Source organism: Kribbella sp. VKM Ac-2571 (genome assembly GCF_004362255.1).
GTDB classification, from domain to species: Bacteria; Actinomycetota; Actinomycetes; order Propionibacteriales; family Kribbellaceae; genus Kribbella; species Kribbella pratensis.
The window spans coordinates 118,395-134,358 of the sequence record NZ_SNWS01000003.1 but is presented as its reverse complement, the minus strand read 5'-3'; the positions used below and the strand labels follow the sequence as shown (position 1 = coordinate 134,358).

Here is a 15,964-nt window from a genome sequence, read left to right as displayed (position 1 = left end):
GGGCCTAGTACGACTTCGGCAGCCCGAGGCTGTGCTGGGCGACGAAGTTCAGGATCATCTCCCGGCTGACCGGCGCGATCCGGGTCGCACGGGCCGCCGCGACCAGCGACGCGACGCCGTACTCGACCGTCATGCCGTTCCCGCCGAGTGACTGCACCGCCTGGTCGGTGGCGCGGACGGCGACCTCGCCCGCGGCGTACTTCGCCATGTTCGCGGCCTCACCCGCGGCGAGATCGTCGCCAGCGTCGTACAGCGCGGCGGCCTTCTGCATCATCAGGCGGGCCAGCTCGAGCTCGATCTTGATCTGCGCGAGCGGATGCGCGATGCCCTGATGCGCGCCGATCGGAGCCTTCCAGACCTGCCGTTGTTTGACGTACGCCGTTGCCTTGTCGAGGGCGTGCCGCGCGATGCCGATCGCGAACGCGGACGCCATGATCCGCTCCGGGTTGAGGCCGGCGAACAACTGCATCAGCGCCGCGTCCTCGGACCCGACGAGCGCCTCGCGCGGCAGCCGTACGTCGTCCAGGAACAACGCGTACTGCTTGTCCGGGCTGATCAGGTCCATCTCGATCTGGCGGAACTCCACGCCCGGCGCGTCGATCGGGACGATGAAGAGCGCCGGCTTGAGGTTCCCGGTGCGCTCCCCATCAGCCGATAGAGCCTCGGTCCGCCCGACCACGAGGATCGCCTTGGCGACGTCGAGTCCGGAGATGAACACCTTGCGCCCGGTCAGCGACCAGCCGTCCTCGGTACGGCGGGCCGTGGTGGTGATCCGGTGCGAGTTCGAGCCGGCGTCCGGCTCGGTGATCGCGAACGCCATGATCGTCGTGCCGTCGGCGAGACCGGGAAGCCAGTGCTGTTTCTGCTCGTCGGTGCCGAACCGGGAGATCACGGTGCCGCAGATCGACGGTGACACGACCATCATCAGCAGCGGGCAGCCGGCCGCGCCGAGCTCCTCGAGGACGATCGACAGGTCGGCCATTCCGCCGCCTCCGCCGCCGTACTGCTCGGGGAGGTTCACGCCGAGGAACCCGAGCTTGCCCGCCTCCAGCCACAGCTCGGTGGTGTGACCGCCGGTACGAGCCTGCTGGTTGAACCATTTGTAGCCGTACTTCTTGCCGAGCTCGCCGACGACTTTCCGCAGCTCCCGGCGCTCTTCGGACTCGATGTAGCTCATCGTCGTCCTCGCTTCGCTCCGGGCGCCGATGAGGCACGAATCACGCTGTGCTTTCTGATGAACTCGCTGCGCTCGTTCATGCGTCCTCCCCAACCACGACCAGTACGGCGCCGACCTCGACCTGTTGTCCCGCTTCCACCTTCAACTCATCGACGACCCCGTCCGCCGGGGCGGCGATCGTGTGCTCCATCTTCATCGCCTCCAGCCACAGCAGCGGCTGGCCTTGTTTCACCACGTCACCGACCGCGACGCCGACCCGGATCACGGTCCCCGGCATTGGCGCCACCAACGACCCGGCCACGACCTGGTCAGCAGGATCCACGAACCGCTCCACCGGATGCAGCGCGACACTGCCGAGCGACGAGTCCACACACGTGATCCCGTCGTACGCCGCCACGGCGAAGGACCGCCGTACGCCGTCGACCTCGAGTACCACCCGCTCGGGGCTGCTGTCCAGAAGCGAGATGTTGCCGTCGGCAATCAGGCCGTCACGGGTGTGTCGGTAGGCAACCTCGTGCACCACGTCGCCCACGCGGTAGCCCTTGCGCTGCGGCTGCGACGCCAGGTTCCGCCAGCCGCTCGGCACCCGCACCGGAGCCGCCCGCCCGGCCGCATCCGCCAACGCAGCAGCCAACGCCGACAGCCGCACCACCGCGTCGTCAGGTCCCGCTCCCACACCGTGCTTGTCGAAGAACGCGGTGTCGGTGTCGCCCGCGAGGAACGCCGCGTGGCGGAGAATCCACACCAGCAACTCACGGTTCGTCCCTACCCCGTGGATCGTCGCGCGTTCCAGTACGCCGGCGAGTCGTCGCGCGACTGCGGTCCGATCGGCCCCGTAGACGATGACCTTGGCCAGCATCGGGTCGTAGTACGGCGAGACCTCCGACCCGTCCTCGACTCCCGAGTCCACCCGCACCCCCGCACCGCGGCTTTCCGGAACATTTTCGCCGCCAGGTGCAACATTTGTTCCGGAAAGGTGGCCGACCTGGAAGCGGTGGAGGTGACCGGTTTGCGGGCGCCAGTCGGCTAGCGGATCCTCGGCGTACAGCCGCACCTCGATCGCATGACCAACCGTCGGCGGTGGCTCGGGTGGAAGGTGGTCGCCCGCGGCGACGGCGAACTGTAGTGCGACCAGGTCCAGGCCGGTCGTCTCCTCCGTCACCGGGTGCTCCACCTGGAGCCGCGTGTTCATCTCCAGGAAGTAGAACGCGCCCTCCTCGTCCGCGAGGAACTCGACCGTCCCGGCGCCGACGTAGTTGATCGCGGCGGCCGCCTTCCGTGCCGCGTCGAACAGTTCCGCCCGCATCGAGGGGATCCGTTCGACGAGTGGCGACGGGGCCTCCTCGATCACCTTCTGATGGCGACGCTGGATCGAGCACTCGCGTTCGCCGACCGCCCAGATCGTGCCGTGCTGGTCGGCCATCACTTGCACCTCGATGTGCCGCCCGGTCGCCAGGTACCGCTCGCAGAACACGGTCCCGTCGCCGAACGCCGACAACGCTTCCGCCGACGCCGCGTCGATCTCGGCCGCAAGATCCTCCAGCCGCGACACCACCCGCATCCCGCGCCCGCCACCGCCGGCCGACGCCTTCACCAGCACGGGCAGCTCGGCCGCCGACACCTCGGCCGGAGTCAGCTCGGCGAGGACCGGCACCCCGGCCGCCGCCATCAGCTTCTTCGCCTCGATCTTCGATCCCATCGACGAGATCGCATCCATCGGCGGCCCGATCCACGTCAGCCCTGCCTCGATCACCGCCTGTGCGAACGCCGCGTTCTCCGACAGGAATCCGTACCCCGGATGTACGGCGTCCGCGCCCGCCCGCCGCGCCGCATCGATGATCAGGTCGGACCGCAGATAGGTCTCGCCCGGCGTGTTCCCGGGGAGGTGCACCGCCGCGTCCGCCTCGTCGACGAACGGCATCCGGGCATCGGCGCGCGAGTACACCGCGACCGTCGACAGGCCGAGCGACCGGGCGGTGCGGAAGATGCGCCGGGCGATCTCGCCGCGGTTGGCCACCAGGACCGAAGTGATCATGCGCGTCACATCCTGAAGACGCCGAAGGACGACGTACCTTCGACCGGGGCGGAGTGGATGGCGGACAGGCAGATGCCGAGGACGGTTCGGGTGTCGCGGGGATCGATCACGCCGTCGTCGTACAGGCGGCCGGACAGGAACATCGGCAGCGATTCCGCCTCGATCTGCCCCTCGACGTACGCACGCATCTGCTGGTCGGCCTGCTCGTCGTACGGCTGCCCTTTCGCGTCGGCCGCCGCCCGCGCGACGATCGACAGTACGCCGGCCAACTGCTGCGGACCCATCACCGCCGACTTCGCCGACGGCCACGCGAACAGGAACCGCGGATCGAACGCCCGCCCGCACATCCCGTAGTGCCCGGCGCCGTACGACGCCCCCATCAGGATCGAGATGTGCGGCACGCGAGAGTTGGAGACCGCGTTGATCATCTGTGCGCCGTGCTTGATGATCCCGCCCTGCTCGTACTCCTGCCCGACCATGTACCCGGTCGTGTTGTGCAGGAAGATCAACGGTGTGTTCGCGCGGTTGGCGAGCTGGATGAACTGCGCCGCCTTCTGCGACTCCTCGCTGAACAGCACCCCGCGCGCGTTCGCGAGGATCCCCACCGGGTACCCGTGCACCGATCCCCACCCGGTCGCGAGCGACGACCCGTACAGCGGCTTGAACTCGTCGAACACCGACCCGTCCACCACGCGAGCGACCACGTCCCGCGGATCGAACGGGATCTTCAGGTCCCCCGGCACGATGTCGAGCAGCTCGTCCGCGTCATAGACAGGCTCGTCGTACGACGGCTTGGGGGCGGGACCCTGTTTGCGCCAGTTCAGGCGCGACACGATCTGCCGCCCGAGCCGGATCGCGTCCGGCTCGTCCACCGCGAAGTAGTCGGCGAGACCGGACTTCCGCGCGTGCATCGACGCGCCGCCGAGCGATTCGTCGTCCGCGTCCTCACCGGTCGCCATCTTCACCAGCGGCGGCCCGGCGAGGAACACCTTCGCGCCGCCGTCGACCATCACCACGTAGTCGCTCATGCCGGGGATGTACGCGCCGCCCGCGGTCGAGTTGCCGAACACCAGCGCGATCGTCGGGATCCCTTCGGCCGACAACCGGGTCAGGTTCCGGAACATCGCCCCGCCGGGGATGAAGATCTCCTTCTGCGTCGGCAGGTCCGCGCCGCCGGACTCGACCAGGCTGATCACCGGCAGCCGGTTCGCCCGGGCGATCTCATCTGCTCGCAACGCCTTCTTCAGAGTCCACGGGTTGCTCGCACCGCCCTTGACCGTGGGGTCGTTCGCGGTGATCAGGCACTCGACGCCCTCGACCACACCGATCCCCGTCACCAGGCTGGCGCCGACGGTGAAGTCCGAACCCCAGCCGGCCAGCGGCGACAGTTCGAGGAAGTACGAGTCCGGGTCGAGCAACAGTTCGATCCGCTCCCGCACCAGCAACTTGCCCCGCTTGTGGTGCCGCTCGACATACTTGGGACCACCGCCCGCGAGCGCCTTCGCATGCTCGGCGTCCAACGCGGCAAGCTTCTCCAGCATCAGCTCACGGTTACTCATGCAGTGAACCCCAGTCGGTTCGCGGCAAGGCCGGTCAGGATCTCGGTGGTGCCGCCGCCGATGGCGAGGATCTTCTGGTCGCGGTACTGGCGTTCCACCTCGGCCTCCCGCATGTACCCGAGACCGCCGTGCAACTGCAGCGCCTGGTCGCACACCCACTGCCCCGCTTTGACCGCGGTGTTCTTGGCGAAACAGGTCTCGGCGATCACGTCCTCACCCGCCTCGGCCCGCCGCGCCACGTCGTGCACATAGACCCGCGCCACGGAGATCCGCCGCGCCATCTCGGTCAGCGTGTGCTGCACGCTCTGCCGCGAAATCAACGGCCGCCCGAACGTGTCCCGCTGACGGCACCACTCGACCGTCAGATCGAGCGCCCGCTGCGCACCGGCGTACGCCTGCACCGCCAACGTCAGCCGCTCGGCCACGAAGTTCACCGCGAGCTGCACGAAACCGGAGTCCTGAGCCCCGACCAGGTTCTCGACCGGCACGCGAACATCGGTGAAGGACAGCTCAGCCGTGTCCGAGCAGAGCCACCCCATCTTCTCCAGCTTCCGCGACACCGCGAACCCCGGCGTACCGCGCTCGATCACCAGCAAGCTGATCCCGTGCGCTCCCGCCTCACCAGTACGAACAGCCGTCGTCACGAAGTCCGCGCGGCAACCTGACGTGATGTAGGTCTTCGCGCCGTTGACGACGAACACGTCACCCTCGCGACGTGCCGTCGTACGGATCGACGCCACATCGGACCCACCACCAGGCTCCGTGATCGCCAGTGCGCCGATCAACTCACCGTCCAGGGTCGGGCGAACCCACCGCTCGATCTGCTTCTCGTTGCCGCTGGCAATGATGTGTGGAAGTGCGATGCCGCAGGTCAGTAGCGAAGCGACCAGCCCACCGGACGCGCCCGCATAGTGCATCTCCTCAACTGCCCCGAGCGCATCGAGCAACGATCCGCCCCCACCACCGACCGCCTCAGGGAACCCGACGCCCAGCAACCCCAGCGCGCCCGCCTTCTTGTGCAGCTCCCGCGGCAGCTCGCCGTCCCGCTCCCACTGGTCCAGATGCGGCAACACCTCCGCCGCCATGAACCGCCGGACAGACTCCCGGAAGGCGTTCACAACAGCACCTCCGGTACGTCGACGTACCGCGACCGGAGCCACTCGCCGAGGGCCTTCGCCTGGGGATCGAACCGTGCTTGCGCCGCGACGCCCTCACCGAGCAGGCCCTCGACGACGAAGTTCATCGCCCACAGGTTCGGCAGCAGGTATCGCGTGACGATCAGCGGCTGCGTCTCCGGGAGCAGCGCTTGGAAGAGCTCGATCGTGAGCGTGTGCGCGAGCCAGCGCCAGACCTTCTCGTCACGCGCCCACACGCCGACGTTCGCGTCGCCGCCCTTGTCGCCCGAGCGGGCGCCGGCGATCCGGCCGAGCGGTACCTCGCGGGTCCGCGGCGGTCCGCTCGAGAGCTGCAGCAACGGCATCGGCGCCTCGATGTCGTCGACGGGCTGCAGCGGTTGCGTCTCCGCCGCAGGTTCGATCGTGCGACGCGAGCCCCCCGGCAGTACGACGACGTGCTCCACCTCGTGGATGTCGACGTACCCAGCGCGGAACACGCCGTACGGCGAACTGTCGCCGGGCGGCGCGGTGACGTGGAATCCGGGGTAGCTCGCGAGCGCCAGCTCGACCGCGGCGTTGCTGAACGCGCGGCCGACGACCTTCGGATCCGGATCCTTCACCGCGCACCGGAGGAACACGCTGGCCTCCTCCTCGGACTCGGCGTTCGGCTTCTCGGTCCAGGCCAGCGTCCACTTGAGCTCGGCCGGCCGCTTCGGCAATGCTTGCTCGAGCTGCCGCTGCACAAGCTCGGCCTTCTGCTCCAGTTGCAGCCCGGTGAGCACGAAGTCGACCTCGTTGCAGAACCCGCCGACGCTGTTCAGCGAGACCTTGTACGTCGGCGGCGGGGCCTCACCGCGAACGCCCGAGATCCTCACGCGGTCGGGGCCGTCGTCGTCGAGCTCGATCGAATCGAGGCGCGTGGTGACGTCCGGACCGGCGTACCGGGCGCCGGTGATCTCGTACAGGAGCTGCGCCTTGACCGTGTCGATCGTGACCGCGCCGCCGGTGTTGTCGTGCTTGGTGATCACGCTGCTGCCGTCCGCGTGGATCTCCGCGATCGGGAAACCGGGGCGCCCGAAGTCGCGGATCTCGGTGAAGAACGCGTAGTTCCCGCCGGTCGCCTGGCAACCGCACTCGATCACATGCCCGGCCACGACAGCTCCGGCAAGTTCGTCGTACTGCGTCCGCTTCCAGCCGTGATGCGCCGCGGCGGGCCCGACGATCACCGAAGCGTCCGTGACGCGACCGGTCACCACCACGTCGGCCCCGGCCTGAAGCGCTTCGGCAATACCCCACGCGCCGAGGTAGGCGTTGGCGGTCATGGGCGTGCCGAGCCCCAACTCCTTGCTTCGGTCCAACAGGTCGTCGCCCTCGACATACGCGATCTTCGGATGCAGCCCGAGCTTGTCGGCCAGCTCTTGGATCGCCTGCGCGAGCCCGGCCGGGTTGAGGCCCCCTGCGTTGCTGACGATCTTCACGCCGCGATCGAGCGCCTCGCCGAGCCCGGATTCCAGCTGCTTGAGGAACGTCCGTGCGTAGCCCAGCGCCGGGTCCTTCAGACGGTCGCGGCCGAGGATGAGCATCGTCAACTCAGCCAGATAGTCGCCCGTCAGCACGTCCAACGGCCCGCCGGTCAGCATTTCCTGCACCGCGCTGAACCGGTCCCCGTAGAAGCCGGACGCGTTGCCGATCCGGATCGGCTCAGTCATGTTGTCCTGCCCGACGACCCTTCCCGGGCAGGCCGGCGAAAGCCTGGATGATCCCCAGCCACTCCTCGGCGTCCGCGCCCTCAGCCTGCACGGCCAGGTCGTCCCGGTGTCGACGTTGCGTGGCAAGCAAACAGAAGTCGACCGCGGGCGCCGTCACCCGCTGGGCGGCGTCCTCCGGACCCCAGGTCCATGCGTCGCCGTCCGGTCCGGTGAGTTCGACGCGGAACGGTTCGGTGGGCGGCGTGCGATCGTTGAGCAGGTACGCGAAGTCGCGCGTGCGCACCGCGAGGTGGGCGACGTGCCGCAGACGGTTGCTCGGCTGCCGTTGTACGCCGAGGGCGTCGAACACGTCCTGCCCGTGCGCCCACGTCTCCATTAGCCGCGCGGTCGCCATCGAGGTCGGGCTCATCGGCGGTCCGTACCAGAGCACCTTCTCGCCGGCCGGAACCTTCTTCAGCGCCTCGGCAACCTCGGCCCGGGTCTCCCGCCAGTACGTCAGCAGTTGGTCGGGCGGCAGTGTGGCAGTCTCCTCGGCGCCGTCATCGACGTACGTCGTCGGATTCGCGGCTGCCTTCTGCAGCAACTCCTTGAACGCCTCGGGATCGGTCGCGGCCAGCTGCGTCGCCTCATCGGTCCAGGCGAGGTGCGCGATCTGATGCGCGATCGTCCACCCCTCAGCCGGCGTAGGCGTCGCCCATTCCCCAGCCGCCAACCCACCGACCAACCGATCCAACTCCGCACTCTCGGCCCACAAGTCCGCCAGCACTTCGTCCAGTCGCACGCCGCACTCCCTCAAGAGGCCCTCGTGCTCCCGAGCGTCCCACGCCCACCAAAAAGAATCAACCGTGCTTGTTTCTTGGGTGATGTGGACCCCCACGCATGCAGAACCGCGGTTTTGCCCGCTGAATCCGACGGTTGCGGCACTTATGCCTGCATGGGCGTCCGCTCCGGCGGTTGAAGCTCGAGCTGTCCTGCGGGGTCCAGCCAAGCAGCGGGACTCGCCGGCCATGCCACGGCTTGCCCTGTGCGGGGTGGCAACGGAGCTCGGTCGGGGTGACAGACTGCTCGGATGGCGGTTGATCGCGAGGCGGCGTTCGGGGTGGTCCGGGCGGTCGCCGCGAAGCTCGGCCTCGACCGTGGCGAGATCGAGCTACTGGGGCCGATCGCTGACAATGCGGTGTTTCGCTTGCCGGGGCGGACGGTAGCTCGGATAGCGACATCCGCAGCGGAGGATCGGGCTCTCCGCGAGGTTCGCACCGGGCGATGGCTTGCGACTCAGGGCTTCCCGGCCGTGCAGCCGCTGGAGTCGATTCATCAGCCGCTGAGCATCGACAGCCACGTGGTCACGCTGTGGCACGAGATTCCCGAGCCATCCATCGCAAGCACCGCGGAACTCGCAGTCCTGCTGCGTCAACTGCACACATTGCCGATGCCGACGGACTTCGACATCCCTGTACTGGACCCGTTCGTACGACTGAACGAGCATCTCGAGGCCGCCGAGTCCGAGCTGAGTTCGACCGACCGAGACTTCCTCGCCAACCATCTCGAACAACTCAAGGCCGACTACACATCTGTCAGCGCCGGACTGCAGGTTTGTGTGATTCACGGCGACGCCAACCGCAAGAACGCCATCCGTGGTCGCGATGGCAGAGCCGTGCTCCTGGATCTCGAGCGATTCAGCGTAGGTCCGCGCGAATGGGATCTGATCGTCCCAGCCGTCTATCAGCGCTTGGGTTGGTATTCAGACGCCGAATACAACGCCTTCGTCGAAGCCTATGGCTGGGACGTCCGAACCTGGCCTGGCTTCGCCACCTACGCAGCACTCCGCGAATTTCGCATGACTGCCTGGCTGCTCAGTCGCCTGGTCCGCGAGCCACGACTGAGAAACGAAGCAAACATCCGTATCGCCTCACTCCGTGAGCCTGACGCCCCACGCTCATGGACGCCCGGCACCTGACCATCACGAGGCGGTAGCCATCAGCGTCTGGGCGCGTTCACGAAACTCCGTGATCGACCGCTGACGCCCGAAGTCGTCCAACCGGCGATCGAAGACGCTCACATATCTCCGGACCCGCGCAGACTTGATCCGTCCCGCCGCTTCGACGGCCTCGATTGCCGTGTCACAAGCGCGCGGCAGATCACCCGCGTCGAGGTACGACGTAGCGAGGGAGAGTCGGCAGAACGTACGGCTTCGTGGATGCAGGCCCGAGGACTCGCCCAGGGCCAGATTCGCGTGCCGCTCAGCGTCCCTCGGCGCTCGGAGAGCGGTGAAACAATGCGCGAGCTCGTCCTGGAGTTCAGCCTCGTCGAAGTACTCGATCCACGCCGGCTCGTCAGCGCCCGCACTCTGCCCGAAATTCATCTCTGCCTGCTTCATCATCCGCAGACATGCGCGCTTGTCGCCAATACTTGCCAGGCCTCGTGCCTCCATCGCGGCATACATCGCCCGGATCCGGGGCGTTGCCTGACCGCGAGCACCGAGCGCCGCTCCCCTCGCCAGATCCACAGCGTCCTGGTACTCGCCGAGGTAGTTGGCCTGATGACTCATGAGTGCCAGTACCTTGCCGCCCAGCGGGCGATCTCCGGAAGCGTGGGCAAGACTTAACGCCTGGACGAAATATCGCCGCGCCAAACCGTGCACGCCGACGTCGTACGCCATCGCGCCAGTCTTGTATGTGAACTGTGCGGCGACCGAGAACAACTCTCGACCGATCGCATCCGTGTAACTCCCGTGCAGGAGTGGCGTTACTGCATCGCTGAGGTACTGAACCGCTGCGGAGCGGGCGTGGCCGCCGCCGAACTGATGATCGAGACGTTCGAACATGCGCAGCGTCGCACGTATTGCGTCGACATCGTCGATGCCGACCCTTCGGGAAGCATGCGTGCCGTACGGCGGGTCGGCCGGAGGCGACACCAGCCACCGCGCCATCGGAGTAGTGAGTGCACCGCCACTGACGGCCATCCGGAGGAACTCGGATCGCTTCAAGTCTTCTGTCCAGAGCATCTGAGTGGTTCGGATCGTCGCGTCACGTGACTCAGAGAACGACAATGCGAGCGCCAACGGCCGCCCGCCCGCAAAGCCAAGATCGCTTAACGACAAAGCGCGACCTAGGCGTCGGCCAAGCGCCTCGGCGATCAGTGCAGGCTTCTCGCCGCGTGGCGTCATCCCATTCAGCCATCGACCGACATCGACGTGGTCACATCGGACGTCCTTGTGCCCTCTCGCCCGGGCAAGCTCCAGTATGTCCCTGGCGAGTGCACTTCGTGAGCAGCCGGCATCGTCCATCAGCGCGGCAAACAACTCGTTGGGCGAATTCATAAGCCTCTTCGCGATCCTGGACCAGACCACTCACTGTAGCCGGAGCATGGCGCCCCGGACACTCCCTACTTCCGGCGATTTTGCCGCGTAGTGCACAGGTTCTGCACGGGTCGTTGCCTAGTGCACGGTCTTTGCTCCTCCCGGACGGCGGTTGGTTCAGCTGGACTGGTGTCGTTCTCCTCGATCGGCGGGACCGGCGCTGTGAAGCCCTGAGACCGGCGCCGGCCCCGTCCACCACGAGGCACCACGACATGCACTTAGGCAAGAAGACGGAATGAGGTGGCTTGTAGTGATTCCGAGAATGTGGGTGCTGGTCGTCGGTACCGCGGTTGTCGCCGTGCTGATGGTCCGAGACATCATCCGGGATGTGAGTGATCGGTGACGACTCGCATCAAGGCGCCGCTGCCTCCGGATCGACGCGTTCGAGTGTGGTTCGGCGAGCATCTGATCGCGGACTACATCGGTGCCGCCGAGGATGCCGCTCAGTACGAGGCGGGCATGCGGCGACGGTTCCTCAGCCTGCGGGTCACGAACGAGTCGGCTGACCTTGGTAGGGCCCTCGATGCTGACCATGAGCTGGTGGGCTCAGCCGAGGATCGCTCACCGTCCGGCTGGCGCGGGGCGTGAGGCGAGCCCGTCCTGTGCCGGCCACTCCACATCTGAAGCTCAAGCGCTGTGCAATCCACACAGAGGAGTGGTGTTGATGAATGAACGCGCGATCAGACCCTGGGGACTCAGTCGGGCCAGCGACTTCGCGGAGGCCGCGCCCTTGGCCTACACCATCATCGACGTCGATCCGGTGACACAGTTGGGTCGGTTCCGGGACAGCAACGGTGTGGTGGTAGATCCGGTGATGGCTTCGCCGAAGCACGGCTCTGGCACGACGACCAACCCGCGCACGGCCACTGGTCAGGACGGTGGCGGTGGTCCCGCCCCGGACAGCGACTCAGGTTTTGACAGCGACCGTGACTGATGACTCCCCGCCAACTTCACGGGCCGATCGTCATGGTCACCGGGGCCGATGACGTCACGGCCGATGCGGTTATCGCTGAGCTGAATCGGCGCGGGCGTTGTGACGTTGCCCGGGTCGACCCGGGGGAATTCCCACGAGACGTCAGCATGTCGGCATCACTGGATCCCGAATCAGGGCGATGGACCGGGCCGCTCAGTACGTCGAGCCGGCAATTCGACCTCACCGACGTGACTTCGGTGTACTGGCGCAGGCCAACCCCGAGCGCGTTCCCGGGGCTGGATCAGGAGGCTGCCGAGTTCGCCAGGGCACAGGTGCGAGAAGGTGTCGGAGGTGTGCTCGCCAGTCTCCCGAATGCCCGCTACGTGAACCACCCCCACCGCAACTGGGCGGCCGAGTACAAGCCGAACCAGCTGACAGTGGCGGCCGAACTCGGATTCAACGTCCCGGCGACGCTCATCACAGCGGACCCATCCGCGGTCCGGTGGTTCGCCGAGAAACACGCACCGATCATCTACAAGCCGCTGCGAGTCACCTCGCTCGTGCGCGGCGGACGGGCGCAGGCTATCTGGACTCGGCGCGTGGAGCTTGACGAACTGAACGACTCCATCGCAGGCACCGCACACCTGTTTCAAGCGGAAGTGGTCGACAAAGTCGCCGACCTGCGAGTCACCGTGGTCGGGGACGAGGTGTTCTGCGTCCGCATTGACTCGTCGGTCGACCGCTTGGACTGGCGCTCCGACTACGACACCCTGTCCTACGAGGCCGTCGAACCACCTGTCGGCATCAGCGAGCGTGCGCAGTTCTACCTTCGGCGGTTTGGCCTCATCTTCGGTTGCTTCGACTTTGCAATCGACGCCCGTGGCGTGCAGTACTTTCTCGAGTGCAATCCCAACGGCCAGTGGGCCTGGATGGAACCACCGACCGGGCTGCCGATGGCAGCTGCCATCGCCGACGCACTGGAAGGAAATCTGTGACCTCCAACCAGCCTACCTGGTACGCGGCCGACCTGCGAGCACGGCTCGCTATGGACCTTGCCGACGTCGGCCATCTCCGCTCGAAGGAGTGGCGAGCCGCAGTCGAGGAGGTGCCGCGGGAAGAGTTCATCCCCGAGTTCTTCGCCAAGATCGATCGAATGGATGGGCCGACTCTGTGGGATCCCATCTCGGCTGAGCGGTCCGGTGCCGAGAGGTGGCTGCGACTCGCCTACGACGACCTGTCGCACGTGACTCAGCTGAACGGCCAGATCACACCAGCCGATGTCGCAGATCCTGTCGACGGCAACCCAACCTCGTCGTCCACGATGCCGAGCCTGGTGGTTCGGATGTGGGAAGACCTGGAGGTGGTCGACGGAAACCGCGTGCTCGAGGTCGGCACCGGCACCGGGTACTCAACCGCGCTGGGCTGCCACAGGCTCGGTGAAAGCAACCTGACGTCAGTGGAGGTCGACCCCGAAGTGGCTGAACGGGCTCGTCGCGCACTCGCCCGAGCCGGGTACCACCCGCGGCTGATCGTTGGCGACGGGGAGGAGGGGTCCTTCGACGGGACACCCTATGACCGGATCATCGCGACGTGTTCTTTTCGGTATGTTCCGCGGGCGTGGCTTCAGCAGTCCAAGCCCGGGACGATAATCCTGGTCACGCTGTCGGGCTGGCTCGGAGGAACCGGTCTCGTCAAGCTGACTGTCACTGGCGACGAAACAGCCGAAGGGCAATTCCTGCCGGGGTACGTGGGTTTCATGCCGGCTCGGGCACACAGCCCCGAGCCCGTCGTCATCCCCGATCTGTCTGAAGGTGCAGACTTGAGGGAGACAGAGCTCGGGCCGGATGTGCTCACGACCTACGGACCTGGTCAGCTTGTAGCGCAGCTCGCCGTTCCAGAAGCTCAGCACATTAGCTTCGGCCCAGGCAGCGACTTCCCTGAGCATCTGCTTGTCCAGGCTGATGACTCGTATGCCGCCTTCATCGGAGTGCCGGGCGGTTGGACCATCGAGCAAGGAGGCCCGCAACGTCTCTGGGACCAAGTCGAGAGCGCTGTCGCGTCATGGCGTGCCTCGGGCGAGGTGGATATCCAAGCCTTCCGGGTGACCGTGGCACCGGACGAGCAGCGCGTTCACATCCCTGGCGGGCAGAGTTGGCGACTTCCGCTGAGGTAGGAGATTCGCAGCCAGTATGCCGGTCGCGTGTAAGGCTCGGGTGCGATCGGCCGCTTTGACGGTTGCGGTTGCGCGGCATCCCAGGGCAGTCACGGGCGCGCGGCAGCGCGCAGATGCCGGCGGCAGCCGGCAAGTTCCGGCGATAGCCGGCGGGTGGGTGGGAGCGGGCGTAGCGGGCGCGCTGAGGAGCGGAGCGACGAAGGAAGCGGCTGCGCAGCACGCGTGGGCAGAGCACAGGTGTGCGTCCCATCTCAGGTCGGGGTAGCTGACTTGTCATGGTGATTACTTGGGTGGTCGGGGGGTCATTAGGGTCGGGGCATGGATCTGAGCAGCCCGATCAGCACGGTGGTGCCGTCGTTGGATGGGCCGGTGTTGCGGGTGTTGGCTGAGGCTGAGGGTGGTCTGTCGGGGCGGCAGATCCACAAGCTCGCCGGATCCGGAAGCGTTGCGGGTGTGCGGCTCGTGCTGCAGCGGCTGGCGGCGACCGGGCTGGTGCACGTCGACGATCTGGGCAATTCGTTGCTCTATCGCCTCAACCGCAAGCACCTGGTCGCACCGATCGTCGAGCAGCTCGCGAACCTCCGCAGTACGTTGATCACCCGGCTCGCCGACGAGATCAGCGGTTGGCGGATCCCGCCGGTGCACACGAGTGTGTACGGCGCGGTCGCCCGCGGTGGCGGTGATCTCGAAAGTGATGTCGACCTGTTGCTGATCCGTCCTGATCGGCATGAGTTGGAGGACGTGGTGTGGGAGGACCAGGTCGGCCGGCTGATGCAGACCGTCGTCGACCTCACCGGGAACCCGGCCCATGTCTTCGAACTGAGCCAGACCGAGTTCTCGGACCATCTGGCCACCGAGGATCCGATCCTCAACGACTGGATGCAGCCGAACATCCGGCTGACCGGCGTTCCCTTGAACGTGCTCCTGAATGACCTCGAGGCAGCCCTTACCCGGTAACCGGAGCCTGTGGGTACGCTGCCTGTCATCATTGTCAGGACTATCCACCCGGGACCACTCAATGACCCGCATCGCCATCGACGGCGGCCAGTCGGCTCTCCGTCTTCGTGTCCTTCCGTCCCGACGTACCGGCAACGGCCCCGGCTACACGCACGGACCCGATGCCGTCTCCAACCTCCTCGAGGCGATTCGCGCTGCCGCATCCGAGGCCGAGTTGACCGGTCCGGTCGAGGTCGTGGCGCTCGGCCTCACCGGTTACCCACAGGCGCACGGCGCCGCGGAACGGTTCGCGGCCGACGTCGGTGAGGTGCTCAACGCCGACGAAGTACGCCTCACCCAGGACATGGTCACCGCGCACGCCGGCGCCTTGCCGGACGGGTACGGCGTGGTTGTTGCCGCGGGTACTGGGCTCGTGTGTCTTGCCGTCGATCGCGACGGCACGTGGCGAAAGCTCGACGGGCACGGGTACCTGTTCGGAGACGCCGGTAGTGCCTTTGCGATCGGCCGCGCCGGGCTGGTCGCCGTACAGCGTGCTCGGGACGGCCGTGGTCCGGTGACGAAGCTCGCGGACACCGCGCTCGATCCGGTCGCGCTGTACCGGTCGTCCACGCTGGTCGACGATGTGGCCCGCTTCGCACCCGAAGTACTGCGGTGTGCGGCCGAAGGCGATCCGGTCGCGGTCGAGCTCCTGGTCCAAGCGGCCGGCGACATCGCCGAGACGATCGGCGCCGCGGTCGACCAACTGGCCGGTGAGGGACCCGTCCCGGTCGCCTGTGTCGGCGGTCTCTTCGACGGTGCCGGTGAGCAGTTGCTGACACCTGTCCGCGAGGCGCTGCCGTCGCGAGCCCAGCTGACGCCGGCGGCGGGCAACTCGCTCGACGGCGCCGAACGCCTCGCAACCCGAGCAGCCGGAACGTATGCCGATCTGATCGTCACACACCGTCGAGCGCCATCTCGATAATTACGGT

General features: G+C 66.9%; 14 protein-coding genes. 7 read left to right on the top strand and 7 right to left on the bottom strand.

Going from position 1 to position 15,964, the window contains the following annotated elements:
- Positions 1-4: 4 nt before the first annotated feature.
- The 6 genes from EV651_RS07925 to EV651_RS07900 form a co-directional block, all read right to left on the bottom strand.
- Positions 5-1,177 (bottom strand): acyl-CoA dehydrogenase family protein, encoded by a 1,173-nt coding sequence (locus EV651_RS07925; RefSeq protein ID WP_133783629.1) that lies wholly within the window; start codon positions 1,175-1,177, stop codon positions 5-7.
- A gap of 76 nt (positions 1,178-1,253) precedes the next feature.
- Entirely contained in the window at positions 1,254-3,212 is a 1,959-nt protein-coding gene (locus EV651_RS07920) for a biotin carboxylase N-terminal domain-containing protein (protein WP_133783627.1), read from the bottom strand.
- A gap of 5 nt (positions 3,213-3,217) precedes the next feature.
- Complete coding sequence (locus EV651_RS07915) at positions 3,218-4,771, bottom strand: acyl-CoA carboxylase subunit beta (protein WP_133783626.1); 1,554 nt, start codon at positions 4,769-4,771, stop codon at positions 3,218-3,220.
- Positions 4,768-5,889, bottom strand: coding sequence for an acyl-CoA dehydrogenase family protein (locus EV651_RS07910; RefSeq protein WP_133783624.1), 1,122 nt, complete (start codon positions 5,887-5,889; stop codon positions 4,768-4,770). The genes EV651_RS07915 and EV651_RS07910 overlap by 4 nt, the downstream gene beginning before the upstream one ends.
- Positions 5,886-7,595: an acyclic terpene utilization AtuA family protein gene (locus EV651_RS07905; protein ID WP_133783623.1), complete on the bottom strand. Its 1,710-nt coding sequence runs from the start codon at positions 7,593-7,595 to the stop codon at positions 5,886-5,888. Before EV651_RS07905 ends, EV651_RS07910 begins: the two co-directional genes overlap by 4 nt.
- On the bottom strand, positions 7,588-8,376 hold the full coding sequence (locus EV651_RS07900; protein WP_133783621.1) for a TIGR03084 family metal-binding protein: 789 nt from the start codon (positions 8,374-8,376) through the stop codon (positions 7,588-7,590). Before EV651_RS07900 ends, EV651_RS07905 begins: the two co-directional genes overlap by 8 nt.
- A gap of 288 nt (positions 8,377-8,664) precedes the next feature.
- On the opposite strand from EV651_RS07900, the gene EV651_RS07895 reads away from it, so the two are divergent.
- A complete protein-coding gene (locus EV651_RS07895; protein ID WP_133783619.1) occupies positions 8,665-9,552 on the top strand; it encodes a phosphotransferase family protein in 888 nt (295 codons plus the stop codon).
- A 3-nt stretch (positions 9,553-9,555) separates the two neighbouring features.
- Here EV651_RS07895 and EV651_RS07890 read toward each other — a convergent pair whose 3' ends face one another.
- Complete coding sequence (locus EV651_RS07890) at positions 9,556-10,914, bottom strand: hypothetical protein (protein ID WP_133783617.1); 1,359 nt, start codon at positions 10,912-10,914, stop codon at positions 9,556-9,558.
- A gap of 378 nt (positions 10,915-11,292) precedes the next feature.
- Between EV651_RS07890 and EV651_RS41255 the strand changes: the two genes are divergently transcribed.
- From EV651_RS41255 to EV651_RS07865, 6 genes are all read left to right on the top strand, one after another.
- Complete coding sequence (locus EV651_RS41255) at positions 11,293-11,541, top strand: hypothetical protein (protein WP_166658527.1); 249 nt, start codon at positions 11,293-11,295, stop codon at positions 11,539-11,541.
- A complete protein-coding gene (gene tgmA, locus EV651_RS41250) occupies positions 11,477-11,887 on the top strand; it encodes a putative ATP-grasp-modified RiPP (protein WP_370352270.1) in 411 nt (136 codons plus the stop codon). The genes EV651_RS41255 and tgmA overlap by 65 nt, the downstream gene beginning before the upstream one ends.
- Entirely contained in the window at positions 11,887-12,861 is a 975-nt protein-coding gene (tgmB, locus tag EV651_RS07880; protein ID WP_202870218.1) for an ATP-grasp ribosomal peptide maturase, read from the top strand. The genes tgmA and tgmB overlap by 1 nt, the downstream gene beginning before the upstream one ends.
- Entirely contained in the window at positions 12,858-14,039 is a 1,182-nt protein-coding gene (gene tgmC, locus EV651_RS07875; RefSeq protein ID WP_202870217.1) for an ATP-grasp peptide maturase system methyltransferase, read from the top strand. Before tgmB ends, tgmC begins: the two co-directional genes overlap by 4 nt.
- Positions 14,040-14,357: 318 nt before the next feature.
- A complete protein-coding gene (locus EV651_RS07870) occupies positions 14,358-14,996 on the top strand; it encodes a hypothetical protein (RefSeq protein ID WP_133783613.1) in 639 nt (212 codons plus the stop codon).
- A 61-nt stretch (positions 14,997-15,057) separates the two neighbouring features.
- Positions 15,058-15,957: an N-acetylglucosamine kinase gene (locus tag EV651_RS07865; protein ID WP_166658532.1), complete on the top strand. Its 900-nt coding sequence runs from the start codon at positions 15,058-15,060 to the stop codon at positions 15,955-15,957.
- Positions 15,958-15,964 lie beyond the last annotated feature (7 nt).

Coding starts and splice junctions, on each gene's coding strand:
- EV651_RS07925 (WP_133783629.1), bottom strand. CDS start 1,177: ATGAGCTACATCGAGTCCGAAGAGCGCCGGGAGCTGCGGAAAGTCGTC.
- EV651_RS07920 (WP_133783627.1), bottom strand. CDS start 3,212: ATGATCACTTCGGTCCTGGTGGCCAACCGCGGCGAGATCGCCCGGCGC.
- EV651_RS07915 (WP_133783626.1), bottom strand. CDS start 4,771: ATGAGTAACCGTGAGCTGATGCTGGAGAAGCTTGCCGCGTTGGACGCC.
- EV651_RS07905 (WP_133783623.1), bottom strand. CDS start 7,595: ATGACTGAGCCGATCCGGATCGGCAACGCGTCCGGCTTCTACGGGGAC.
- EV651_RS07895 (WP_133783619.1), top strand. CDS start 8,665: ATGGCGGTTGATCGCGAGGCGGCGTTCGGGGTGGTCCGGGCGGTCGCC.
- EV651_RS07890 (WP_133783617.1), bottom strand. CDS start 10,914: ATGAATTCGCCCAACGAGTTGTTTGCCGCGCTGATGGACGATGCCGGC.
- tgmA (WP_370352270.1), top strand. CDS start 11,477: ATGCTGACCATGAGCTGGTGGGCTCAGCCGAGGATCGCTCACCGTCCG.
- tgmB (WP_202870218.1), top strand. CDS start 11,887: ATGACTCCCCGCCAACTTCACGGGCCGATCGTCATGGTCACCGGGGCC.
- EV651_RS07870 (WP_133783613.1), top strand. CDS start 14,358: ATGGATCTGAGCAGCCCGATCAGCACGGTGGTGCCGTCGTTGGATGGG.
- EV651_RS07865 (WP_166658532.1), top strand. CDS start 15,058: ATGACCCGCATCGCCATCGACGGCGGCCAGTCGGCTCTCCGTCTTCGT.